The organism is Paenimyroides ceti (assembly GCF_030409925.1).
On the sequence record NZ_JAUFQU010000001.1, the window covers coordinates 1,150,431 to 1,173,040 of the forward strand.

General features: G+C 33.7%; 28 protein-coding genes. 20 read left to right on the forward strand and 8 right to left on the reverse strand.

The genetic code is table 11. From position 1 onward, the window contains the following. Nucleotides 1–8 precede the first annotated feature (8 nt). Nucleotides 9–1,073 (reverse strand): efflux RND transporter periplasmic adaptor subunit, encoded by a 1,065-nt coding sequence (locus QW060_RS05460; RefSeq protein ID WP_290362643.1) that lies wholly within the window; start codon nucleotides 1,071–1,073, stop codon nucleotides 9–11. A gap of 117 nt (nucleotides 1,074–1,190) precedes the next feature. On the opposite strand from QW060_RS05460, the gene QW060_RS05465 reads away from it, so the two are divergent. The 10 genes from QW060_RS05465 (at nucleotide 1,191) to QW060_RS05510 (ending at nucleotide 7,397) form a co-directional block, all read left to right on the forward strand. Further along, the gene (locus QW060_RS05465; RefSeq protein ID WP_290362644.1) at nucleotides 1,191–1,496 is read left to right on the forward strand and encodes a hypothetical protein; all 306 of its coding nucleotides are present in this window, start codon (nucleotides 1,191–1,193) and stop codon (nucleotides 1,494–1,496) included. Continuing rightward, nucleotides 1,408–1,884, forward strand: coding sequence for a DUF6265 family protein (locus tag QW060_RS05470; RefSeq protein WP_290362645.1), 477 nt, complete (start codon nucleotides 1,408–1,410; stop codon nucleotides 1,882–1,884). Before QW060_RS05465 ends, QW060_RS05470 begins: the two co-directional genes overlap by 89 nt. Nucleotides 1,885–1,974: 90 nt before the next feature. Then, nucleotides 1,975–2,541, forward strand: coding sequence for a Crp/Fnr family transcriptional regulator (locus QW060_RS05475; RefSeq protein ID WP_290362646.1), 567 nt, complete (start codon nucleotides 1,975–1,977; stop codon nucleotides 2,539–2,541). Between the two features lie 79 nt (nucleotides 2,542–2,620). Continuing rightward, nucleotides 2,621–3,103, forward strand: coding sequence for an SRPBCC domain-containing protein (locus QW060_RS05480; protein WP_290362647.1), 483 nt, complete (start codon nucleotides 2,621–2,623; stop codon nucleotides 3,101–3,103). A gap of 248 nt (nucleotides 3,104–3,351) precedes the next feature. After that, a complete protein-coding gene (locus tag QW060_RS05485; protein ID WP_290362648.1) occupies nucleotides 3,352–3,948 on the forward strand; it encodes a CHAP domain-containing protein in 597 nt (198 codons plus the stop codon). Between the two features lie 36 nt (nucleotides 3,949–3,984). After that, on the forward strand, nucleotides 3,985–5,088 hold the full coding sequence (locus QW060_RS05490; RefSeq protein WP_290362649.1) for a WG repeat-containing protein: 1,104 nt from the start codon (nucleotides 3,985–3,987) through the stop codon (nucleotides 5,086–5,088). Nucleotides 5,089–5,222: 134 nt separating this feature from the next. After that, nucleotides 5,223–5,807, forward strand: coding sequence for a Crp/Fnr family transcriptional regulator (locus tag QW060_RS05495; RefSeq protein ID WP_290362650.1), 585 nt, complete (start codon nucleotides 5,223–5,225; stop codon nucleotides 5,805–5,807). Beyond that, nucleotides 5,800–5,937: a hypothetical protein gene (locus tag QW060_RS05500; protein ID WP_290362651.1), complete on the forward strand. Its 138-nt coding sequence runs from the start codon at nucleotides 5,800–5,802 to the stop codon at nucleotides 5,935–5,937. The genes QW060_RS05495 and QW060_RS05500 overlap by 8 nt, the downstream gene beginning before the upstream one ends. Beyond that, entirely contained in the window at nucleotides 5,885–6,124 is a 240-nt protein-coding gene (locus QW060_RS05505; RefSeq protein ID WP_290362652.1) for a hypothetical protein, read from the forward strand. Before QW060_RS05500 ends, QW060_RS05505 begins: the two co-directional genes overlap by 53 nt. Beyond that, entirely contained in the window at nucleotides 6,102–7,397 is a 1,296-nt protein-coding gene (locus QW060_RS05510) for an alpha/beta fold hydrolase (RefSeq protein ID WP_290362653.1), read from the forward strand. Before QW060_RS05505 ends, QW060_RS05510 begins: the two co-directional genes overlap by 23 nt. 9 nt (nucleotides 7,398–7,406) lie before the next feature. On the opposite strand, the gene eptA is transcribed toward QW060_RS05510, so the two are convergent. Beyond that, nucleotides 7,407–8,927, reverse strand: coding sequence for a phosphoethanolamine--lipid A transferase EptA (gene eptA / locus QW060_RS05515; protein ID WP_290362654.1), 1,521 nt, complete (start codon nucleotides 8,925–8,927; stop codon nucleotides 7,407–7,409). Beyond that, nucleotides 8,914–9,756: a phosphatase PAP2 family protein gene (locus QW060_RS05520; protein WP_290362655.1), complete on the reverse strand. Its 843-nt coding sequence runs from the start codon at nucleotides 9,754–9,756 to the stop codon at nucleotides 8,914–8,916. The genes eptA and QW060_RS05520 overlap by 14 nt, the downstream gene beginning before the upstream one ends. A gap of 16 nt (nucleotides 9,757–9,772) precedes the next feature. Here QW060_RS05520 and QW060_RS05525 point away from each other — a divergent pair, with 16 nt between their 5' ends. The 3 genes from QW060_RS05525 to QW060_RS05535 all read left to right on the forward strand — a co-directional run bounded on the left by QW060_RS05525 (nucleotide 9,773) and on the right by QW060_RS05535 (nucleotide 12,341). After that, nucleotides 9,773–9,901: a hypothetical protein gene (locus QW060_RS05525; RefSeq protein ID WP_290362656.1), complete on the forward strand. Its 129-nt coding sequence runs from the start codon at nucleotides 9,773–9,775 to the stop codon at nucleotides 9,899–9,901. Between the two features lie 1,101 nt (nucleotides 9,902–11,002). Continuing rightward, nucleotides 11,003–11,551, forward strand: a complete 549-nt coding sequence (locus QW060_RS05530) for a hypothetical protein (RefSeq protein WP_290362657.1) — start codon at nucleotides 11,003–11,005, stop codon at nucleotides 11,549–11,551. A 121-nt stretch (nucleotides 11,552–11,672) separates the two neighbouring features. After that, nucleotides 11,673–12,341: a hypothetical protein gene (locus tag QW060_RS05535; RefSeq protein WP_290362658.1), complete on the forward strand. Its 669-nt coding sequence runs from the start codon at nucleotides 11,673–11,675 to the stop codon at nucleotides 12,339–12,341. 20 nt (nucleotides 12,342–12,361) lie between these two features. Here the strand turns inward: QW060_RS05535 and QW060_RS05540 are convergent, their stop codons facing one another. Then, entirely contained in the window at nucleotides 12,362–12,511 is a 150-nt protein-coding gene (locus QW060_RS05540; RefSeq protein WP_290362659.1) for a hypothetical protein, read from the reverse strand. 203 nt (nucleotides 12,512–12,714) lie between these two features. On the opposite strand from QW060_RS05540, the gene QW060_RS05545 reads away from it, so the two are divergent. Continuing rightward, nucleotides 12,715–13,452 carry a hypothetical protein gene (locus QW060_RS05545; RefSeq protein ID WP_290362660.1) on the forward strand — a complete coding sequence of 246 codons (738 nt, stop codon included), beginning with the start codon at nucleotides 12,715–12,717 and terminating at the stop codon, nucleotides 13,450–13,452. 218 nt (nucleotides 13,453–13,670) lie between these two features. Here the strand turns inward: QW060_RS05545 and QW060_RS05550 are convergent, their stop codons facing one another. Beyond that, nucleotides 13,671–13,862: a hypothetical protein gene (locus tag QW060_RS05550; protein WP_290362661.1), complete on the reverse strand. Its 192-nt coding sequence runs from the start codon at nucleotides 13,860–13,862 to the stop codon at nucleotides 13,671–13,673. Nucleotides 13,863–13,882: 20 nt separating this feature from the next. On the opposite strand from QW060_RS05550, the gene QW060_RS05555 reads away from it, so the two are divergent. The 4 genes from QW060_RS05555 to QW060_RS05570 all read left to right on the forward strand — a co-directional run bounded on the left by QW060_RS05555 (nucleotide 13,883) and on the right by QW060_RS05570 (nucleotide 19,262). Then, the gene (locus tag QW060_RS05555; protein WP_290362662.1) at nucleotides 13,883–15,421 is read left to right on the forward strand and encodes a hypothetical protein; all 1,539 of its coding nucleotides are present in this window, start codon (nucleotides 13,883–13,885) and stop codon (nucleotides 15,419–15,421) included. A gap of 68 nt (nucleotides 15,422–15,489) precedes the next feature. Then, the gene (locus QW060_RS05560) at nucleotides 15,490–16,332 is read left to right on the forward strand and encodes a tetratricopeptide repeat protein (RefSeq protein WP_290362663.1); all 843 of its coding nucleotides are present in this window, start codon (nucleotides 15,490–15,492) and stop codon (nucleotides 16,330–16,332) included. 91 nt (nucleotides 16,333–16,423) lie between these two features. Further along, nucleotides 16,424–17,500 (forward strand): aminotransferase class V-fold PLP-dependent enzyme, encoded by a 1,077-nt coding sequence (locus QW060_RS05565; RefSeq protein ID WP_290362664.1) that lies wholly within the window; start codon nucleotides 16,424–16,426, stop codon nucleotides 17,498–17,500. Nucleotides 17,501–17,909: 409 nt separating this feature from the next. Then, nucleotides 17,910–19,262 carry a glycosyltransferase gene (locus tag QW060_RS05570; RefSeq protein ID WP_290364697.1) on the forward strand — a complete coding sequence of 451 codons (1,353 nt, stop codon included), beginning with the start codon at nucleotides 17,910–17,912 and terminating at the stop codon, nucleotides 19,260–19,262. 492 nt (nucleotides 19,263–19,754) lie between these two features. Here QW060_RS05570 and QW060_RS05575 read toward each other — a convergent pair whose 3' ends face one another. Next, nucleotides 19,755–20,108, reverse strand: coding sequence for a winged helix-turn-helix transcriptional regulator (locus QW060_RS05575; protein WP_290362665.1), 354 nt, complete (start codon nucleotides 20,106–20,108; stop codon nucleotides 19,755–19,757). A 97-nt stretch (nucleotides 20,109–20,205) separates the two neighbouring features. Here QW060_RS05575 and QW060_RS05580 point away from each other — a divergent pair, with 97 nt between their 5' ends. Beyond that, nucleotides 20,206–20,844 (forward strand): peroxiredoxin-like family protein, encoded by a 639-nt coding sequence (locus QW060_RS05580; protein ID WP_290362666.1) that lies wholly within the window; start codon nucleotides 20,206–20,208, stop codon nucleotides 20,842–20,844. Further along, nucleotides 20,844–21,647, forward strand: coding sequence for a DNA alkylation repair protein (locus tag QW060_RS05585; RefSeq protein WP_290362667.1), 804 nt, complete (start codon nucleotides 20,844–20,846; stop codon nucleotides 21,645–21,647). Before QW060_RS05580 ends, QW060_RS05585 begins: the two co-directional genes overlap by 1 nt. Nucleotides 21,648–21,702: 55 nt before the next feature. Here the strand turns inward: QW060_RS05585 and QW060_RS05590 are convergent, their stop codons facing one another. Next, nucleotides 21,703–22,038, reverse strand: a complete 336-nt coding sequence (locus QW060_RS05590) for a hypothetical protein (RefSeq protein WP_290362668.1) — start codon at nucleotides 22,036–22,038, stop codon at nucleotides 21,703–21,705. Between the two features lie 46 nt (nucleotides 22,039–22,084). Continuing rightward, nucleotides 22,085–22,564 (reverse strand): hypothetical protein, encoded by a 480-nt coding sequence (locus QW060_RS05595; RefSeq protein WP_290362669.1) that lies wholly within the window; start codon nucleotides 22,562–22,564, stop codon nucleotides 22,085–22,087. Nucleotides 22,565–22,610 lie beyond the last annotated feature (46 nt).

Genomic DNA, 22,610 nt, shown 5'->3' on the forward strand with positions numbered 1-22,610 from the left:
GAAATGGATTATTTTTTTATGACAGGCTGTACCGGAGTACCGTCGGCAAGTCGCAGCATATTTGAAATTACAATGCTGTCTCCCGCTTGAATACCGGAGGTAATAATGGCTTCTGATTCCGTTCTGTTACTTATGACTACAGGCATGGGTTTGGCTATGCCACCTTTTATGACGAACGCATTATAGCCTTTTTCGCCGGGCATTAGTGCTTCCGTAGGTATCATGATACCTGTTGTACCTTTCTTTTCAGTACTGAAGTAAACTTTTACAGATTGTCCTGCCCGGAATTTATTTCCATTATTGTTTGTAATGGCTTGTACCTGAAGACTTCTGCCATCTGCGTCCAGTCCCGGTTCAGTAGCAGTAATGCTGGCGTTGAATTGTTCATCAGACAATCCGGTACTGAATTTAATCGGAGTACCTAATGTGATAAGAGGCAGATACCTTTCCGGTAGTGTAAAACTTATTTTTATGCTGCTTTGATCCTGAAGGTTTACCAAAGCTGTTCCGGGTGATACATAGGCTCCTAAATGCACTTTGGTTATACCTACTTTGCCCGAAAATGGGGCACGGATTACGGTTTTTGCCAACTCTGTGCGCAAATAATCTTGTTGAGCTTCAAGAGAGTTGAGTCGTGTCAAAGCTTCGTCATATTCCTGTTGTTTTACAGTTTCTGTTTTCAGAAGGTTTGTCATCCGATCTTTATTTAATCGTGCAAGTTTGAGTTCAGCCTCTATCTGTCTGAGCTGTGATCTGAGATCGGCGTCATTGAGCGTATAGAGTACATCTCCCTGATTAACATAGCTGCCGTCTTTAAAAGCTACTTTGGTTATCTTTTGTGCGGTTTCACTCACAACTGCTATTTCACGGTGTGGCATGAGAGTACCTACAAAGATTTCCTGCTGGTCGAGCTCCTGTTCCTGAGCAATAATAATATCTACGGGTAATTTTGCTGCAGCTGCCGGAGTTGTAGCTTCATCTTCTTTTTTAGGTTTGTTTTCACATGCTGTGAACAGGATGCTTAACAATGGAATTATTATTCCTAATTTGTATGTATGGTATTTGTAAAACATTATCTTGTTTTTAAGTTATGAAACAAACAATTAATTTTATTGACAAATGTAGAAGTCAGTGGTTTTAAAGTTTTTACATAATTACAGGTATGTATTGTAAAATTTATTAACGCAGGGGTGGATAAGCATCAGAGGAAAATATCACCTATTTATTATGATGACACAGATGATATCTTCCTTACAGTTGTATTATTTGTACGATTTAAATTTTTAGCTCAGATTTGTCATGTGAAAAAAAATAGTAATTTTATGATTTCTAAAACTTTGGCAAGAAGAATCTTAATAGAACATAACTCATATTATTACCTGTTACCAAACTATAAAAAACTTATAAATGAAAAATACGTACTGCTTTTTACTCATTACATTAGTTGCCTTAACTGCTATTATGTGTACTCCAAAGAAAGAAACCAACGCAAATGAGAATGTTGAACATTTTGATTGGCTGACCGGCAACTGGAAACGTACAAATGAAAAAAAAGACAAAGAAACTTTTGAAAACTGGCAGAAGATAAGTGCTTCTGAGTACTCCGGACTTGGATTTACCATGCAAAATAACGATACCATCAGTCAGGAACAGATGAAGCTTATACAAACAGGAGGTATATGGAATTTATTGGTCATAGCTCCCGGAGAAAAGGAGTTTACCAGATTTGAAGTGTCGGATATTGGTAAAGAAATGTTTGAATGTAAAAATGATACGCTTGATTTTCCGAAACGTATACTGTACCGAAAAAATGGCGATAAGATAAGTGCTGTGATTTCAGGAGATGACATGGAAATTAAATATGAATTTGAAAAGATTAAATAATTCATTTTGTGAGTAGGATATGCAGAGTTACTGCTGAGTTTTTTCTAAAAAAGCGATACTGATAAATAAAAATCATATGGATGTAAAAATATGACTGCGTTTGAGAACAGCTTAAGACATTCTTTTGGAATTGAAGGTACTGATGAGCTAAAATACATTATTTCACAGTTTGAACCCGTGCTGTTGAAAAAAGGAGAAGTCTTTTTGGAAGAAGGAAGGAGCTGTGATAAACTCTGCTTTGTGCAATCCGGTTTTTTACGCATTTTTACAGAAACGGAAAACAAACAAATAACGCAATGGATTGCTCCACATGGCTATTTTGTAACCGATTTGTCAGGTTTTATTTTTGAAAAAATGTCCCGCTGGACGATAGAAGCATTGACGGATACCCGCCTATTTTACATTGATAGAAACAAATATAAAAAATTAAATACCTTTATACCGCAATGGCCGGAACTGGAAAGACAATTTATTGTCCATTGCTTTACCACACTCGAAGACAGAATCTTTAGTCACCTTTCCATGACAGCTGAGCAACGCTACCATTTTTTCTTTCAGCATAATAAAGAACTATTCCATCAGGTACCGTTACAATATATTGCCTCAATGTTGGGGATGACTCCGGAAACCTTTAGCCGGATTAGAAAAAAACAATAAATATTATTTTCTTGATATTTATCAAGCCATTTCAATTACAAATAATAGAACTTTGGTCTGTCTAAAAACCAAAACAATCATGAAGTATCTATTCGTTTTATTATCTCTTATTTGCATCAATACAACAGCCATGGCAAAAGAAATTACAACTCAGATTACCATTAAGGCAACACCGGAAAAAGTATGGGCTGTTCTTACCGATTTTAAAAAATATCCCGACTGGAATCCTTTTATTCGCTCTGTTGAAGGAAATGTAGAAGTTGGTGAAAAGATAAAAGTAATTATCCATCCACCACAAGCTAAAGAAATGACTTTCAGACCTATAGTTTTAACAAAGACAGATGAAAAAGAGTTAAGTTGGTTCGGTACGTTATTTTTCAGAGGGATTTTTGATGGTGAACACCGCTTTGAAATTGTTGATAACAACGATGGAACGGTTACATTGAAACACAGTGAAAAATTTAGAGGTGTATTAGTGTGGATGTTTAATACAAAGAAAACAGAAGCCGGTTTTATTCTGATGAATGAAAAAATAAAGGAAATAGCAGAAACTCAGCAATAGTACACTAAAAGAATACTTTGCTCAAATAAAGATATTTGAAATAACTAATAAAAAAGTGATTAATAAGTCAGTGAATGCTGGATTTGCCAACAAGCATTACCATTTTTCAGCATATTTTATAATTCAATTTATGATTTTTTGTAAATTTATAAAGGAGTAAATTTGCTCTCGGTAAATAATTTGCAGATGGATACAATTGGAATCATGCCGGTTAATCAATACCGTGCTGTTTCATAAAAGAACAAAAATTGAAAAAGAAACGTTTGCTATATATAGTTGTTATTGTCCTGCTGATTCTTGGTGGTACAGGTATCTGGAGTTTTAAAAAATTTAATTTTAACAGGGATTTTTTTATTGGTGAACCTTTAGACAGCCTTAACGGTGTTGTTGTTTATTACAATGGTGGGGTAAACCATGTATTGGAACGCAATATGACTGAAGAGGGCTATAATTTAGGTCTCAAATATCAGTGTGTTGAGTTTGTCAAGCGATACTATTATCAGCATCTTTGCCATAAAATGCCGGACAGTTATGGTCATGCAAAAGATTTCTTTGATTCTACCTTATCGGATGGAGTGAAAAATGAGAAAAGAGACTTGATACAATATATCAATCCGAGTTGTACACCGCCACAGATAAATGATCTTATTATTTTTGAAGGCACGGTTTTTAACCGATACGGACATGTAGCTATAGTTTCTAATGTAACGGCACATGAGATAGAGATCATACAGCAAAATCCCGGACCGTATGCAAAATCCCGTGAAATTTATCCTCTTATCCATAAAGAGGATCAATGGATAATTGATAATGATCGCGTTTTGGGCTGGCTCAGAAAAGAATAATGCATTACCATCTCAACATCAATAAAAATCATCAGAATGAAAAAAATCGTATTAATAGCTTATTGTTTTCTCTTAGGCAACACCGTATTTTCACAGAAAAGTAACTATTGGAAAGCTTTTATGAATGAAGATGAAACCCTGTTTGGATATAAAGATTTGAAAGGTGATATAAAAATACCTCCTAAATTCAGTTCCGTTTATTATACCGATAAGTTTGAGCATATAATTGCAGTTACAGAGAAAAAAAAGGGTATTTGGGAAAGTTATTATCTGACTAAAGCAGGGAAACAGGTAGGGAATGACAGTCTTTATATTTTTGATAATGCGATAGACTGTGAGAATGAAGGATTTATCCGTTTTACTGATACTAAAACAGAAAACGTAGGAATGCTTGACAGAAATGGAAGGGTGGTGATTCCAGCTCAATATAATGCAATAAGCAAAGTACAAAACGGAATGGTAATGGCGCTTAAAGAAGCGGAGAAACAATATTGGGAACATACGAATCATGAAGGATGTAACCATTATAGCTGGAAAGGGGGAAAAGAAGTGTTGATGGATACCTTAAACAATGTATTGATAGAAAACTTTTCTTATACTGATAAGCTGAACTTTTATTCGTTGCTCAAAACGAAAACACCTCATCCCGACCCTATAAGGGTAAATTTCTTAGCAAAAAATGGGACTTATTTTTCGTTTATTGATTTTGAAAAAGAATTTTCCAGCTGGTTTTTGAATGAGCTTATAGTAAACTTTACTGAACAAAAATTGTTGGATGCTTCTTATAATAGTATCAGTAGCTGGGATGCTGAAAAAGGATGGATTCATACTCACAAGAAGAGTTTTTTAGCTAAAAATTTTCTGTTGATTCAGAAAAAAATCATAGAAACTCTTAATCCGGATATGGAATATACCATTTTCAAAAGCGGATTAAATCCGTTTATTTATGAAGATTCTTCTTTTGATCAGTATTATAATAATTGCAGAGAGGCTCTCGAATGGAAATATCCTGTAATGAGTGTCGTAGTTACCTATTATAAGAATAAAGAAATACAGCAGAATCATTTTGATTTTTTACGGACAGATAACGGATATAAACTTATTTCAGTGACGATACGCGATGCCAATCTTAAACTGTAGAAATCCCTTTATGATACTTTATGCCATTTGTAAATAATATTCATAATTGTGTTTTATGATGATATAAATGCGTAAACCCGAAGAATGATTTCATTAAAAATATCCTTTTATTTTTTAAAGCTATTAATAAAAAATTGAACATAGAAAGCCCGCTGCATACTATACTGCATACATTTAATATTTCTTCTCTCCAATCTAAGGAGATGTTTATACAGCACTCAAAAGTTATTGAATTACAAAAAGGCGAAATGATTTTTACTGAAGGTAAAAAAAATCAATCAGAGTATATATTGCTTTCAGGAGTAGTGCACCGGTTTAATATTTCAGAAAAGGGAGACAACATCACAACAGGATTTTATATGTCAGGTTCTGTAATTACACCTCATTTTGCAAGAACCAATAAAGGTAAAAATATATTTAGTTTACAAACTTTGACAACCGTTGTTATGGTTGAAATTCCGGTGAAAGAACTGGATAGTTTAAGAAAAAACAATCAGGAGTTTCATGCATTCGGCCAACTAATAATTGAGGGTGAACTTGCGGATACCTTTGCGAATGAAATAGTTTTTCGTTCTTACAGTGCGAAAGAACGGTTGTTGAGTTTACGAAAAAAATATCCTGCAATAGAAAATACAGTTCCACATCATATCATTGCTTCTTATCTTGGTATAACAAATGTATCTTTCAGCAGATTGAGAAATGAATTATCCAATGGCTAAAATGTTATCAAATGAGAACGTTTTAACTTCTACAGAAACAGATATTTGTACCATTCATAAAGTAAAGATCTATAAATATGAAAAGGTATTTAATTGCAGTAGTTGTTTTGATGTTCAACAGCGGATATAGCCAAATGCAAAAGTTAAAATTAACCGCAACGGCTGGCTCACAGTATAATAGGTTCAATTCTGGTTTTTCTACGAATACTGGTCCCAGGATTACTTCATTCTCTTTAGGAGCAGGTAGTTATTTTTATTTTGGCTCTTTTTTTGTTGGCACTGAATTTCAATTTATTGACGGACAACAGAAAAAATAGTGATTACCGCCTTTCTCTATCTGGTCTGAATTCCACACTATCTGTAGGATATAATATATTGAAATCTTATAAATACTCTTTTGAACCCAATGTAGGAGTTGTTATGATGAAAAATAAGGTAAATACGGATAATTTTAGAAACAACGAATCTGTATATTTTACCAAAAATAGTACAGGTATTGTTCCGGCAATTGATTTTTCATTTACGAATGCATCCGGATTATTATATGGGGTAAAGATAGGTTATCAAATTGTAATGAATGAAAATTCCTTTTGGAAAAAGGGTATTACTAATGGATCTTCAGAATTCTCTGATCCGACCAACTCCTTTTTTATACAAGTAAAAGTAGGTGGTATCTTACAAATGAAAAACAATAGTCATCAAGAAGATACTAAAACTTCAATTATTGAATCAAACCATTACGAAACAGAAATGAAAACTGCAATTATTGATAACAACGGAGACAAACTCTTCACTGTTATGCATCCAAATCCGGGAAAAGAAACGATTATTTTATTACATGGTGGACCTGGTTTTCCGTCCAGTCTTACAGAAGTTATTAATGATTTAAAAGATCATTTTCACATCATTTTCTTTCATCAAAGGGGAACAAAAAAATCACCGTGTAGGAGTGGAGATTATTCAATGAAAGCCTATTTAGAGGATATAGAAGCCGTTCGTCATTTTTATAACATAGAAAAGTTTAATTTGTGGGGACATTCCTGGGGCGGACTTTATGCTCAGATCTATGCTGAAAAATATACGGATCATCTGTTGAGTCTTTTTTTGTGCAGCCCCGGATCGGGAACCAATGTGCAATGGAAACAAACTGAAAAAGAAGTTATGAAACTCAATAAGTCTATGACCACCACCTGGGAATGGACAAAAATGGGTATGAACAGTTTTTTGGGAATGCTGGGAAGCGATAACGCCTATAAACGTCTTTTCACTCAGGTAATGAAAAATTATAATAAAAAATTTGTTTCTGTAGATGCTTCCATTATAGCGGAAGATTTTGACTTACTCAAGGCAGATCCTATAAATAAAACAAGACCTGCCATTGTAAAATATCCCTTATTAAAAGGTTTGTCACATCCGGATTTTAAAATAACAATCCTTTATGGCGATCAAGATATTTATACGGTTAGTAAGAGCTTCGTTATAGATCGTTACCCGACCGCAAAAGTTGTTGCCGTTCCTAACTCAGGTCATATCCCGTGGCTTCATAATCCGGATGTATATAAAAGTATTGTCAGCCGGCATTATAAGTAATGCCGTGCATCATTTAAAAATATTCATATCTTCATTGTATACCGGACTATGTACATCCAGAAAATTCAATACGCTGTGAAACACATGATTTTGTGTCAGTGTACGGTTTGGTTTCAGTTGTTTTGAGTTATCCGAAGTCCAGACAATAAAAGGTATTTCATACTGTTCTTTTGGAGCTATACTCATCGGTAATCCATGCATATACAAATTTTTCTCGCCTAATGATTCTCCATGATCTGACACAAAGATCATCGTACTCTTATAACCTTCCAATTGTTTTAAACTCTCAATTACACTGTGTAGGATGTAATCTGTATATACTATGGTATTATCATACGCATTGATGAGTTCTTCTTTTGTACAGTTACCTAACTCAACGCTGTTACATACGGGACTAAATGTTTCAAAATCTTCTGGATATTTTTTACTGTATGTAGGTCCGTGACTTGTGCTGGTATGCAAAACCACCAGTATTTTGGCTTTGTTGCTTGCGAGTATCTGCTCTTTCAGTCCTGTGAGTAAGATTTCATCATAGCCGCATCGTTCTCCTTCGCATTGTGCCATCAGTTCATCCTTTTTCAGATAATCCTTTATATGAACCGGTGGTTCTCCCCAGTTCGTTGTTCGCCAGATAACCTCAGCACCATTTCTGTACAAATAGTTCGGGAGAATCTCGTACAATTTACCAGTATCGGCATGCTCAAGAATACATTTTACCCCTGCTGTGGTGTAGGTAGCACAGGAAGTAGCATTAAAGTGGAAAAGGTTTTCTGTTTTGGAAAGCAAAGGATTGGTGTTTCTTTTATAACCATAGAGAGAAAAATTCTGTTTTCTTGCAGATTCTCCTATAACAAGTACCACTACTGCTTTTTCCTGATTTTTTATAACCGCATCCGGTAAGCGTATTTCTTTTTTGTTTTTCTGATTTTTATGAATATAGAAAAGCGAAGTATTTACCGTATAAGACCAGGGCATGGCAAGTCCGCCCAATTGTTTAGAATTTTTGTCAATCCAGAGCCAGTTGCTTGCGTTAGCAAATGCCATAGCCGTCATAAACAGCAGCGCAATTGATAACACCAATAAAGACTTCTTTAATGGTAATTTTGTGATTTTTACTTTAATGATAAAAAATCCGGGAATAATAGCCAATAAGATTACATAAAGCACTAATTTGAGAGAAAAAAAACTGCTGGATTCTTCATAATTAGTATTCAGTATATTACCGATCATACTTTCATCGATGATCACACCATATGTATTGATAAAGTATACGGCAACTGTATTTATGATAAAAAATAAGATGAGTAGAAATTTTCCGATACGTCGGGATAAACTAAACAGCAGAAAGAAAGCGAAAGCATTTGCAACCAGCATCAGAATTACCAGACTAAAAATTAAAATGATACCATTAAAGCTTTTATAATCTACATTATTAAATACATAGGTGTAAAATGGAAAATGGAAGAGTATAAAATTCAACACACTTACTAAAAGGGCAAAAGGAACTAACTTTAAATTATTTTTTAACATATACACAAATTATTTTATAGAAAGAGATTACCACACTGGCAAATGCTAAGTAATAAACTATGAGGTTATCAGTAATTATTCTGTTGACGAGTGATATACCGCTAATGAGTAAAAATAGAAGTATTATCGGGTAATATTTAATCTTGCCTATCCAGTTAAATATTTTATATCTTATACTGATAAAGATACCAATTAATCCGGAGATGTATCCAATAATACTGCCGGAGATAACATCAATAGGATAATGGGCACCTACACCAACTCTTGAAAAAGCAAGGACTAACCCAAAGGTTAATATGGAAATACTATATATCATTTTATACTTTGTTTTTTGGGGTATAAATGCAAACATTAGTATGGTAAGAATAGTGAAAATAGTAATAGAATGACCAGAGGGAAGACTGTTGGAACCCGAAAGTTTTTTTCCAATGATTACAAAGCTGTCATTATCAATCATGACCGCAGGTCTCGGTACAGCAAATATTCTTTTTAGAGACGAACAGAAAAGAAGCGAAACCAATGATGCTGGTAGAAGTACCTCCCATATTTTTGGAGCATAGATTACTAAAATACCCAAAAAAGACAGAAAAACTAAGGCATCTCCAAACTGAGTAAGGTTATTTTGCAGATAGGGATATTGACTTAGTGTGTGGTTGATATAAAGGAAACTGTTTTTCTGTAGTTCCACATATTCACTAATATTCAATGCATTCTTACTATAAAGCCATAGTATGATAAAACCCAGTAGAAGTAAGGGAAGTACAAATGCTGATATGCTGAGTTTACAGTAATTATGGATAACATTTGAATTCATCTGCTTGTTTTGCATGTTTTTAAAAGTTTATTTGTTATGTACTTATTATTACACGATACCATACAATTACTATTGTACAGTAGATGGAAGAAGAAGTTTGCGTTTACATCATATAATATCTGAGCCTAACCTGTCACAGAAGGCAGAGAGAATGGATTGATGTATATAATATCAAACTTGATGTAACTGCTGTTTACCTGAAGTATATTTGGTCAATGAATCAACAACATACCACATCAATTATAGTTGGTATAGAATAGTATAAGTTTGTACATCATCTCTTATGGAAGAGTACAATGTATTGGTTAAATCTTTGTGTGTAAACACTTGTTTACTAAGTTTTAATACTTTAAAATATAGTTCTCGAGTTAATGAAATTTAAAGCTTTATTAAGTCTCTGTTTCGTAACATCTAAAGCATAGAATTCTTGCTCCTAAAGGATTTCTTTTTTTACTGTAAATTTTTTAGCTGGTAGAATGTATTCCCAAGTTTTACACTTTGGAAAAGACGAAGAGTATTTTTCTATTTATGATAAATATAGTACTGAAATTTATCACCTATAGTCCAATAAAAATCGTCATGGATTTTTTATTGTCGCTAAATTTGATTTTTTTGTCAGATCATTTCTATAATGAATGATCTGTCTGTAAGTAGAATATTTAACCCTTTATGAGGAGGATTAATTTTCTCAAATATTAATTCGATCAGGAGCAAACTTAAAAATAATATTTGTATAAAATAAACTTTACTTGAAATTTAAACTTTACTTAACATTCACTTTGTCATTAACTAAAATGATGAATTGACTTATTAAAGGTTAAATATTGAGAGTTGGTTTTCTATAACTGACTCAACAATCATCCTTTAGTTTTTCAATAGTGATTCATCATTTATATGATCATCCTTTGGGCAGGAAGTAATATTTTTTTATTAGGTAATAGCAAGTCTTATATCTTGAATTTGGAGTGATTGTATGAATTAATATATACATAAGGATATGAAAAGTCATGAATTCATAGAGGATAATTTGCTTTTTTTAAAATAAAGCCTTTACTTTGATATTAATCTACCATAAATGCAGATGCATTCAGCTGTATATCACTTCAACAATACAGGGCATCTTATATTATTAATAATTATAATGATCTTTCAGTGATGTTAATAACAGTTAGCACATCTGTACTAACTCCTTTTCAGTAACAGAAATACCTACTGTGTACATCATCTTTTAAAACGAAATAAGTAATTCAATAAAAATAATATGTTAAAAAAAAGCATTTTATCAGGACTGGTATCTTGTATATTATTATCCTGTATTCAGGTCAGAGGACTGACAGACGACTACAACAAACTTACTGCTGAGCAAAAAACATTGGTACAGCCTTTTCGGAGCAATACCATACTAACCAAAGGTAAAGTGTATAAGATCAATGCTACAGAGCTGTTAGAGGAACTCAGGGAGTATCCCAAAGCTATAGTATATATCTTTACTGTTGGCTGTCCGGCTGACAGTTGTTTACCGTTGCCAGTTTATGAAGCATATGCACGGGCTAACGGATATAAAATATTTTTTGTAATGACAAGTTACAAGGACTTGGACGAAGCATTAGACGAACCCATTAGTGAGCCACTATTTGTAATAGATAGTGACTACTACGGTAAAAAATATTTTAGAAAATATGTCGATTATTTTAAAAATGAGTTACAAGGAAGAGACCGCAAAAGTAAAGAAGTAGTCTATGACGGAGGAATCCATTTTTTTGAGCATGGTATCTATAAAAATACGGCAAGATATTTACCAGACAATTAAACATTCTAATTGTTACAGCATTATAGTTCTGTTTAATTTATAGGTGCTGTTTATACGCCCTGAATCTATTACTAAACAAGAACATCAAACAGAAAATATACATTAATTAAAAATAGATTGTATGAATCAGATAATGAAAGAGATAAAAAGAATCATCAACAGATCGTTACCAACAGACGAAACTATTGTAACGGGAAGAGATTATGTAAGTTATCATTACTTAAACAAGGGCACCCAGACTGATTTAGAAATATACTTACTTCTAAAAAAAATAAATAATAAGGAATACATTTTTACACCGGTACGCTATCAGGTAAACTATAATGAGTTTGATAATATTATTAATGAGGTTCTAATTCAAACAGGATTGTTGCCTAAAGTTACTGATGATAATCGTTTGCCATCCTTTTTTATACATCAGCAAACCAACGCTGAACTACCGGTTACAGAGAGTATCATTTTTGAATTTAAAGAACAGTTTCAGCAAAATATTCTTCCTTTTTTTGACAGATGGGGGCATATCAATAGTCTCTATGAATTCATAAGCAATGTAAGAGATAATGCCGAAATTAAAGAAATACTTGGTCCGTATTCTGAGTTTAAAAAAGCCGCTATTTTGTGTTTGTGTCATGATGAAGGGTATCATGCTTATATGGATGCCCTTGTAAAAACAAAAAAAGAATTTTTTGAAAAAACACCGAACGAATCAAATGCAGAAAAATATTATAAGGCAGCTTGTATACTGAAAGAGGTACTGGATGATGCTAAAACAGCATATAAGAATGCTTAATTTCCATCATTAAAACAACATCAAATCCTTATGTCCCAATTCTTTTTATAAGTTAAATCATTAAAAAATAAGTTGAAGAATTTAATAAAAGAATGGACCAAATATTTGAGGAGGATGATGATTAACTTCAGAATAGAACAGATAGTAATTTCCGATCTAAAGTGATTCAACCAATTTGGTTTTTCGATAGAATCATTTCTGCTCTTTATCTACTTTAAAAAATCCAACTTGAATTCTCTTACTTCAAAGAAATAAAAGACCTTAGAAAACCGATTAAAACTTTAAAATTCTTATATTTACTTTTAGGTTGACCAAATCGTACTATAGAATTATTTTTTATAGTGGTAGAATAATTAATTTTAAGTAACCAAATATGGGCAAAGACACCATAACAATACCATTGTTATCTGAAGATGATACTCCGATACCAAATACACACATAAAAAAAGCTGATTTATTACCTCATATAAAGTCCCGTCTCGAAACTCAGGAAAAGAAAGAACATCCGATTCTTGATACCACTATTCCTTACAGAGACAATACAAATACAGATCTTAAAAAACAAAGTTTGCATCAACTGATTGAGAAATTGAATGTTGAAGAAAACCTCAGATATCAGAAAACGGCTGAAGATACGTACTGCAATGTATATTCTTATGATTATTGTTATTTTTCCAATGTATATCTTCCCACAGTCTGGTGGACAGATGATGCTTTGGAACGGGTGCTGAAAGGAGAAGAAGTAGAAGCAATTTTCGGTGAAACGGTCGATCGTATATATTCCAGTGCCATACATGACTGGTTCTTACAATGGGGAAGCAGTTTTGGATGGAAAAGAGTAGATTCTGTTGATACACTTCAGAATCTGGTAAATACGAACGGAGGTATTGGCATTATTTGCGCCAAAAGAAAAGTAAAAGGACTTTCAGGACATATTGTTCCTGTGGTTCCTGAAAACGCCAATCATAAAGCCCATCGTGTGAATGGAGTTGTAGTATATCCGCTGCAGTCACAAGCCGGAAAATTGAACTATAATTATTTTTCTGAGGCGAGAAAAGACTGGTGGCAAGATGATTTATATTCTTCATTTGTGCTTTATTACCATGATTAGATGCAAACAATTCTGCTTCTTATCCGATAATTAAAAAGGATGTCTGACTATCAGTGTTTTATACGCTTGCAAATGACGTAATAAAGAAGTACTTTCGCTACTTGGAAAAACGGAAGCAAAGAAAATAATTTTGGGCTATTCTTTTGTTCAAATTATTGATAAAAAAGCAATTAATAACAGTACAGGTTTATAACTTCCTTATAAAATGCTACTTATTATCAATCTTTCAGTCGATACAAAAACCAATTTCTGAAAACAAGATATACTTTTACTTTTAAAGTAAAAATTAAGATTTTCTGGCGGACATGATAAATTTTGTCTTTTCCACCATACATTCTTTTATCTCCAGGAATTGTATATGTGATCGGTTTTTTCCAAAAATAAATCGCGGAATAAAAGTTCAATAACATACAACAGATAAGCAGTATAAATGGAAAACAGTCAGACAAAAAAGTATTATTGGGGAATAGGATTGGAAAATGAAACCTACTTGCAATTTGAGGATCCATTAATAGTCACTGGAAAATTTATACATGATAACATCGGTTTTGAACGATATAGTCTTGATTATACAACATGCTACCAGTCAGGCATTTTAGATCCTTTGTTGAAAAAGGCTTTTGAGGGTAATGAATATTATCAGGTAAGCAGGATGATCAACAGCCATTCGCTTGAAAAACTGGATATTCACTATCAGCACAAAACATTGGCAGTACCTAAAACAGCTGTTGATGAGACTATACCGGAACCTCTTGAAAATCCCTTGTATACTGGAAAATCAATTATGGAACTTTTTCTGGAAGGTCAACCCTACAATATTCAGAGCATGATTACGCAAAGGAATAAAACGATGGGTTGTGTTCATTTTGATGGCGATTCGATTGAATTTGTAACCAAATATTTCGAAAACCGTACCGTTATTGATTCCTGTAAAGAACTCAAAGCGACCAAGAAATTGTTCTTAGACAAAATCAACGCATCGGGTATTTTAAACGAAACCTTATATTTTCCGGATTATAATTCTGGCTTAAATATGTTTATGACCAATCAGGAAAATCTGGTTTTATTCAATAACGGTACCTATCATTTTCATATTACATTGCCTACATTAACAGAAGACAGCCGTATTGTTGATTATGATGCTTTTGAAAAAACACATGCCAATGCGATTTATATGCTGCAATGGTTTGAACCTTTTTTTATAGCTACATTAGGCAGTCCCGATATTATGGGGGTCATAAGTGAAAAATACACTCTTGATAAAAAGTTCACCCTGGGTTCTATGAGAAATGCCATGTCCCGCTATATTGGTGTGGGTACTTATCATAAGTCAATGCCAAAAGGAAAAATACTCACTTATAAAGTAGAGGATTTCAGAAAATTGCTAAAATTTTCAAAGCAGGAAAATATTTGGTGGCGTGATCAGATTGAAACCTACATGGGATATGAGCTGCTATCTGAAGTGGGTCTCGACTTCAATCAGGAGAAAATGTATCAAAGTGGTTTTGAATTCAGAAGTTTGGATGAGTTTCCTGAACAGAATTTAAAAGATGTACTGTATGCACTTATTCTGATCTGCGAACATTCTTTAAACATTGCAGATGTATCCTGGGGACATGACAGTGAGGTTTGGAATAATCTCGTTTTTAAAGTGCTGAAATCAGGTTATTTAACTGAAATCAATGAAGAAGAAAAAAGAGAAATCCTGAACTTATTACAAATTGCCGATGCGTCAGAAAAAGTTTTACATACAGAATTTGAAGCTATCACAAAACTGGATGCCTTTTTCTTTAAAATACTGAAGGTCCTATACACAAAATATAAAGACAATAATAAGTGTCTGGATGCCATGTATGGAGAGAAGAGAAGTAGTGCACCTTATTGGGATAATTTTAATGAGTATCAGATCAACAGGCATTTAGAGCAAATAGAAGGATATAATGAATTTTCTGTTTTGGATGCGGTTTAGTCAGCAAATAGCAGCTAAATGAAATCCATTTTGAGATATAATAAAAATAACATACAATAATTTTACCTATGAAAAAAATTTTACTATTAGCCGTTTTATGTTCAGGATATTGTTTTGGACAAGATTTGAATTTTGATACACGTTTTTTTGATGCGGTTGACAAATGGGTAGCTTTTGAAAAAAATGGTGATCAGAAAGAATATGGATACGGATTTATTTATATCGACGAGGATGCGGGATTTACGTTTGATTATACCTCTGATTTTAAAATTACAGATGAAGGTTTCGAAAATATCCCACGCGAATTTCAGGGAATGTTCAAATCCAGACTTACTGCAAATACAGCTAATGTACACATCCTTACAGATAAACAAATTGCTAATTTACAATTACCTGCTCAACCCGAATGGTTAGAGGTATATAAAAGAAATGAAAATGAGCTGTCTTATCTTGTGAAAATAGGTTCAAGTTATAATCATGTTGGCGCGAGTATAAATGCTCTTAAACCGCTTTCGCAAGTCTATGCCGTCAATCCACATTATGAAGGAGTTGAGTTTGAACTGGCGTATGCTTACAATGCCACGGAAAACTATGAAAAAGCATTTGAAGTATTGACAAAAGCGATCAGCAAAGACCCGAAAAACTCTTTATTTTGTAAAGAGCTTGGATTTACCTTATTGGGTATGGGGGAGATAGAAAAGGCAGAGGAAACCTATAAAAAAGGAATAGCTCTTACTAAAGATAATCAGCAAAAATCAGAGATGGCTTTGAACATGACACATTCCTATTTTCTTCTAAAAAACAGAGCCAAATTCGATGAATGGGAGAAGATAACTAAAAAATATATGGAAAAGGATTCACAATTCAATCAATACCTTGATTATTTTAAAGAAAATTGGGGAAAACAGTAGGTTTTCAGACTCATTTTTCAGTTTAGAATATTAATAGAAAGCCCTTGTAATTCCAGAAATATATTTTTAAGTTTAGAAGATAATTGATAAGATGGATATAAGAAAACAATTTCCGGTATTGGATCAGTATACCTATCTCAATACTGCAGGTTCAGGTTTGTTGACCAAAGCTGCCCAGCAATGGAGAAACAGTCATGATATCTGGTTTTTAGAACAAGGCAGTAATTTTAGATTACATCAGGCGGCTTTTCTGCAGGATGTTAGAGTACAGCTGGCAAAGTTTTTTCACACAGGTGCCGAAAATACGTTTCTCATCCCCAATTTTTCTTTCGGCTTTACTACATTATTACAGGGACTTCCAAAGAAAACTTCCTTTCTCCTAATTGAAGATGATTATCCATCGTTGACTTTTCCTGTATTAAACGGAGGTTTTGCTTATGAATATGTAACTTTTGACGAACATATCGAAGAAAAAATTATCGATAAGATAAAAACATCGCAACCTGCTGTATTTGCTTTCAGCATTGTTCAGTATATATCAGGACTCCAAATCAATCTTGAATTTATCAAACGCTTAAAACAAGAATTTCCACAGCTCATTCTTATTGCAGACGGAACACAATTTTGCGGTACACAGGATTTTAATTTTGATACTTCCGGTCTCGATGTGCTTGTTGGCAGTAATTACAAATGGATGTTGGGAGGCTATGGCAACGGATATATCTTGATAAAAGAAGAAATTAAAGACCAATTATTCAACAATACAGCGACAGTATCGCTACCCGATGTGCCGTTTTTAAAAGAGCGCAGTTTGTTGTCTCTTTCTTTTGAACCCGGGCATTTAGATACGCTGAATTTCGGCACTTTATTGCAGTCGTTGTATTTTTTTGAGCAACATGGATTTGAAAAAATCGAACAGCAAATTAAAAAGATCAGCACAACAGCTAAAAAAGAATTGGGCAACAGAGGGCTTCTGTCAGACATGCGAATGATGCAACAGGATAACAGCACTATTTTTAATATTCCGGCTCAGGAAAAGCTTATTCAGAAGCTGCATGATGCCAATATATTGTTTTCTCCGAGAGGTGGTGGTATCAGATTCTCTTTTCACTTTTACAATTCCCAAGCTGATCTCGAAAAACTTTTAGAGATAATAGATTCAAAATAGATGATAAAATATTGTGATCAATAAACAAATAACCCGGCATTGACCGGGTTTTTTTTTGCACAATAGAATCGGGTCTTTTTTAGTCATCTATATATCTGTTCACCGCTTAAAAGCATTATTTATTGCTAAAAAGAGTAGTAGATTCTCTATATTGTAACCTTTGAATTCTACATTTTTTGTTGTCATATTCTACACAATGCGGTCATGAAATAGTGAAAAAGCACGTTTTTTGGGTTCAAAACGCATGGCATAATAGTTGAAAAACTATAGTAGAATAAAAATAGTATAAAGTAATTTATATGCCTATAGTAAGATGATAAATAGAGAATACAAAACCGAAAATTTAATAGAAACATTGGAATCGCCAGATTTGAATGTAAAGAAACAACAGATTCAGGAAAACAAATTCATGAATCGTATAAAAAGAAACTCCTTAACCACTTTAGATTATACCATTCTCATCAGTGCTTTTTTAGTGTTGGTAGCAGGAGTATTTCTTGTATATCAGCTACAACCGCAATTTGAGGCAATTCATTTAGAAAGAATGAAAACCTTCTGGGGTTCAGCGCTTGCCGGCATTGGAGTGGTTTTATTAGTAATACAGGTAGCTTTTTTGCTTTATATGGTATTTCTGTATATAAAATACAAACCTGTAAAATCAGTATCAGACGAATTATTACCAACCTGTACTGTCATTGTTCCTGCTTATAATGAAGGAAAACTTGTTTGGGAAACTTTACGGAGTTTGGCAGCGAGTGATTATCCGGACCAAAAAGTACAGATCATTTCTATCGATGACGGAAGTCAGGATGATACGTGGTATTGGATGCAAAAAGCGAAAGAGCAGTTGGGAGACCGTTTGTCAATTTTCCAACAGCCTGAAAACAAAGGGAAAAGACATGCCCTTTATAGAGGATTCAAAATGGCTACGGGAGAGGTATTCATTACTGTTGACAGTGATTCTATTGTTAAAGCAGATACGCTGAGAAATCTGGTAAGTCCGTTTGTTGGCAACGATAAATGTGGCGCTGTAGCCGGAAACGTTAGGGTATTAAATGATAAATCAGCCATTATTCCAAGAATGCTGAATGTAAGTTTTGTTTTCAGTTTTGAATTCATGCGGTCTGCGCAAAGTTCTATAGGTACCGTTTTATGTACACCCGGAGCTTTGGCTGCTTACAAAAAAGAGGCTGTTATGAATTGTCTTGACGAATGGATGAATCAGACTTTTATGGGACAGCCAACAGATATTGGTGAAGACCGTGCCATGACCAATATGATATTAAAACAGGGATATCATGTACTGTTTCAGAAAAATGCTTATGTATTGACTAATATTCCTGAAAAATATAAAAGTCTTTATAAGATGTTTATACGATGGGAACGAAGCAATGTGCGTGAAAATATTATGATGAGCAAATTCGCTTTTACAAAATTCCGTAAAGAATCGACTGCCGGCCCCCGAATATTATTGCTTAACCAATGGTTAAATGTGATTTTGGCATATCCGTTCACATTGCTTATGCTGATTTTTATTGTAACACAACCCGTATTATTCCTTAGTGCAACTTTGTTGAGTATTTTTATCTTTTCAAGCATACAGGTATTCTTTTATGCCAAAATACACAACTTGTCAGAGTCATTCTGGGCGTATCCATATAGTATATTTTATGCTTTTACCTTATTCTGGATTACACCGTATGCAATTGCTACGGCCGGAAGAAGGGGATGGTTGACACGGGGTTTATCCGAGAAAAAATAATAACATCAAAATTGAAAAAGCCAACCATTACGGTTGGCTTTTTTATATAAGATTATCAAGAGTATTCCAGTGAGAGGATAAAGCTATACTTTGTTTTTTGGAATGGAAGAATCTTTTTATAGTCATTTATCTATTAAAATAAAAAGGAGACAATTATATTGTCTCCTCTTATAAAAAGCGTTATATGCCAATTGTCAGTTGCGTTTGGCTTTAATAGCCTGATGCCTACAAATTTAAATCAAGATGATAGATATATTTAAACCCCAATTGTATCTGACAAGATGTGCAAAAACGATTCTTAATTTATTATTACTATACATAATAGAATAATCATACCAATAGCGGTAAATAGTGAAATATAAGTATTAACTTATTGATTTTTAATTACTTATGTTTTATTTTGTTTTGAGCATAAATGGGGAATTCCCCATTCAATTGGGGAATCCGTTCTTAATTTATAAAATAAATAAAAGTATAAAGATTCAGAAAAAGTTATTTTTTCTGAAAATTGCAGTCCTCCTTTTCAAGTAATAATAATCCCCAATCATTGAGTTTCCATAGAACCTCAACTAATTTTCCCCCTAATTCAGTAAGAGAATATTCTACACGTGGAGGAAGTTCAGGAAATGCTTCTTTTGTCAGAATCCCGTCCTGTATCATTTCATTAAGTTGCTGGTTGAGAACTCTGCGATCAACGGTACCAATACCTCTTAAAAATTCACTTGGTCTTTTTTTTCCTTCATTTATTTGCCACACAATGGGAATTTTCCACTTGCCACTAATGGTATTCACAGCAAATTCAAGTGGACATATTTTATTTTCTGTCGTCTTTTCCTTAGTATTCATAATATTGACTTTTTTGTCACTATGGGATAAAAAACTGCGTTATTGTATATATCATGCCTATTAATCACCTTTGTAAAAATACTTAAAATATATAGAAATGGATAATTTGACAGATCAAATAAAAATACTTGAGGAAAGCATTACAAAACAATTACCTTTGGAAACTCAGCAAGCCTTTGCCACATCAATTCTTGATTTAAAAAAAAGAATGATTGAGCATAACAGTATCAAAACAGGCGATAAAATGCCGGATTTTATATTGAAAGACTCAAATGGAAATGAAGTCAATTCTAAGGATGTTCTTAAAAATGGTAAGATGTTACTTACTTTTTTCAGAGGAAGCTGGTGTCCGTACTGCAATCTCGAATTACAATACCTTCAGAAGCATCTTCAATTGTTACATGAAAAAAAAGTAACCGTAGTAGCGGTTTCTCCTCAGAAAGCAGAGCACAGCCAATCACTTGCAGCACAACACAATCTTTCTTTTACCGTAGTAACTGATGTTAACAACAAACTGGCAAAACAATTAGGAATCCGTTTTTCTTTACAGGACTTTGTACGATCACATTATAAAGAATTGGGAATTGACCTTCATCATTTTAATGGCAATGATGAAAATACCTTGCCGGTTCCGGCGGTATACGTAGTTAATTCAGATGGAATCATTAGTTACAGCTTTATTGATGCTGATTATACCAATCGGTTCGACATTCAGCAACTTTTAAAAACATTGTAATGGAATTCGAAAGAAAAGGAGCAAGGTCTTTAAAGGATATTCCGAATGATGTGTTACAACACTTAAATCAAGGAAAAATTTCAAGTGTAAATCTGACGGAGTGGTTAGCGGTAGACCAGACACTATTACTGAAAAATATTTTAAAAGCGCATAGTCGGGAATCTTATTTGAAACCCGTATTAAGTGCAGTAGAATCATTAAAAAATCAGACCGTAAATACGGTTAATAAAGCAATCGGCGCACAACTTTACAGAGAAAGTATCAACTCAAATGATGAAGCATTTTTTGAAATACTGTCACAACATACCTCTGATATGGTGCGTTGCTGGGCTGTTTACACGATTATAAATAAGCCTTTTAAAAGCGTTTCTGAAACATTACATTTTATTCAGGTATTTGCAGCCGATCAGCATTTCGGAGTAAGAGAGATTGCCTGGATGGCGGTCAGACCCTTAGTGGCAGCCCATTTGGAGGAAGCACTTTTAATTTTAGAAAACTGGACCATGCATGAAGATGAAAACGTACGGCGTTTTGCGACAGAAGTTACAAGACCCAGAGGAGTTTGGTGTGAACATATTGAAGAGTTAAAACAAACACCAGAAATGGCCGTTACTATTTTAGAAGCCTTGAGGGCTGATTCTTCGCTTTATGTACAAAACAGTGTAGCGAACTGGCTCAACGATGCCAGTAAAACCAGACCGGATTTCGTACAGACCATTTGTGAGCGATGGAATAATGAAAGTCCTGTAAAAGCAACGGCTTATATTGTAAAAAGAGCCTTGCGAACTCTTCATAAAAAGTAATTATACAGGTTGGTATTATCCTAAGACCGCAAAGAGTCGGTCTTAGGAGTTTTTTTTATTGCAGTTTGTAAGCCGTAATATAGGTTTTGCCCGAGTCGTCTTTCCAAAACGGACCTTCTACTGTAATAGTTTCACCTACATCGTATTTCTTATAGTTCTGACCTCTTTTATTGAGGTTCACAATGCTTATAGTGGCTGTATACTCCTTATTATCATTTGTTAACAAAGTAGCCACATAGCCATCTTTTCCATTTTCGATATGAATTATTTTTCCGTTAACACGTAAATTTTCATTTTCAATTTGGGCTACATCATTTGCCTTAACAGTTTTACAGCTTGAAAATGTGAGTGCCGTTACACTAAAAAGCGCGGTAATAAATAAGTATTTCATGGATATTAATTTTTTTTGGGTCTCTATCAGAGAGCGGTTACTATTCTTAATTTTGTTTCAGTAAAATCATTTCGTCTGTGTAATTCAGTGTATTGATATCTTTAAACAATACTTTTCCTTCTTTCTCTTCGACGGCACCGTAACCTTCCACAACACCTTTATCTGTAAATTTAAAAGCTACCTGTCTGACGGATGTTGTGCCTTCTGATTGAAAGGTATACAAAGCGATTATTATATTGTCTTTAATCTCACCTTCAATAGTGCCTGTATTTGCATCTTTCTCTTTTAATTTATAAACCAACTCTCCGGTTACTTTGCTATCTTTCACCTGTAACTGTAAAGATATGGTATCGCCTTCTTTTTGATACAGATATTTTCCGCTCTCCATAGCAGAAGCTTCAATTCGGGTAGTATCGGTTCGCGAGCCGATAAGGTTTTCAGTATTTTTTGCTTCTTTCTTACAGGAAAGCATTAAAACCGCTGCCATGAGCCAAACACCTTTCCTGATATAATTGTAATAGGTCATATCAATTTTTTTATAGTTTATACAGATGACTTTGCAAACGCTGTAC

What these genes read in the sequence shown, in the direction of transcription:
- eptA (WP_290362654.1), bottom strand. Translation starts at nt 8,927, where the DNA reads ATGTTAAAAAATAATTTAAAGTTAGTTCCTTTTGCCCTTTTAGTAAGT.
- QW060_RS05520 (WP_290362655.1), bottom strand. Translation starts at nt 9,756, where the DNA reads ATGCAAAACAAGCAGATGAATTCAAATGTTATCCATAATTACTGTAAA.
- QW060_RS05595 (WP_290362669.1), bottom strand. Translation starts at nt 22,564, where the DNA reads ATGACCTATTACAATTATATCAGGAAAGGTGTTTGGCTCATGGCAGCG.
- QW060_RS05565 (WP_290362664.1), top strand. Translation starts at nt 16,424, where the DNA reads ATGGATATAAGAAAACAATTTCCGGTATTGGATCAGTATACCTATCTC.
- QW060_RS05575 (WP_290362665.1), bottom strand. Translation starts at nt 20,108, where the DNA reads ATGAATACTAAGGAAAAGACGACAGAAAATAAAATATGTCCACTTGAA.
- QW060_RS05475 (WP_290362646.1), top strand. Translation starts at nt 1,975, where the DNA reads ATGACTGCGTTTGAGAACAGCTTAAGACATTCTTTTGGAATTGAAGGT.
- QW060_RS05585 (WP_290362667.1), top strand. Translation starts at nt 20,844, where the DNA reads ATGGAATTCGAAAGAAAAGGAGCAAGGTCTTTAAAGGATATTCCGAAT.
- QW060_RS05470 (WP_290362645.1), top strand. Translation starts at nt 1,408, where the DNA reads ATGAAAAATACGTACTGCTTTTTACTCATTACATTAGTTGCCTTAACT.
- QW060_RS05580 (WP_290362666.1), top strand. Translation starts at nt 20,206, where the DNA reads ATGGATAATTTGACAGATCAAATAAAAATACTTGAGGAAAGCATTACA.
- QW060_RS05530 (WP_290362657.1), top strand. Translation starts at nt 11,003, where the DNA reads ATGTTAAAAAAAAGCATTTTATCAGGACTGGTATCTTGTATATTATTA.
- QW060_RS05500 (WP_290362651.1), top strand. Translation starts at nt 5,800, where the DNA reads ATGGCTAAAATGTTATCAAATGAGAACGTTTTAACTTCTACAGAAACA.
- QW060_RS05535 (WP_290362658.1), top strand. Translation starts at nt 11,673, where the DNA reads ATGAATCAGATAATGAAAGAGATAAAAAGAATCATCAACAGATCGTTA.
- QW060_RS05550 (WP_290362661.1), bottom strand. Translation starts at nt 13,862, where the DNA reads ATGTTATTGAACTTTTATTCCGCGATTTATTTTTGGAAAAAACCGATC.
- QW060_RS05490 (WP_290362649.1), top strand. Translation starts at nt 3,985, where the DNA reads ATGAAAAAAATCGTATTAATAGCTTATTGTTTTCTCTTAGGCAACACC.
- QW060_RS05545 (WP_290362660.1), top strand. Translation starts at nt 12,715, where the DNA reads ATGGGCAAAGACACCATAACAATACCATTGTTATCTGAAGATGATACT.
- QW060_RS05460 (WP_290362643.1), bottom strand. Translation starts at nt 1,073, where the DNA reads ATGTTTTACAAATACCATACATACAAATTAGGAATAATAATTCCATTG.
- QW060_RS05590 (WP_290362668.1), bottom strand. Translation starts at nt 22,038, where the DNA reads ATGAAATACTTATTTATTACCGCGCTTTTTAGTGTAACGGCACTCACA.
- QW060_RS05505 (WP_290362652.1), top strand. Translation starts at nt 5,885, where the DNA reads ATGAAAAGGTATTTAATTGCAGTAGTTGTTTTGATGTTCAACAGCGGA.
- QW060_RS05570 (WP_290364697.1), top strand. Translation starts at nt 17,910, where the DNA reads ATGAATCGTATAAAAAGAAACTCCTTAACCACTTTAGATTATACCATT.
- QW060_RS05560 (WP_290362663.1), top strand. Translation starts at nt 15,490, where the DNA reads ATGAAAAAAATTTTACTATTAGCCGTTTTATGTTCAGGATATTGTTTT.
- QW060_RS05555 (WP_290362662.1), top strand. Translation starts at nt 13,883, where the DNA reads ATGGAAAACAGTCAGACAAAAAAGTATTATTGGGGAATAGGATTGGAA.
- QW060_RS05480 (WP_290362647.1), top strand. Translation starts at nt 2,621, where the DNA reads ATGAAGTATCTATTCGTTTTATTATCTCTTATTTGCATCAATACAACA.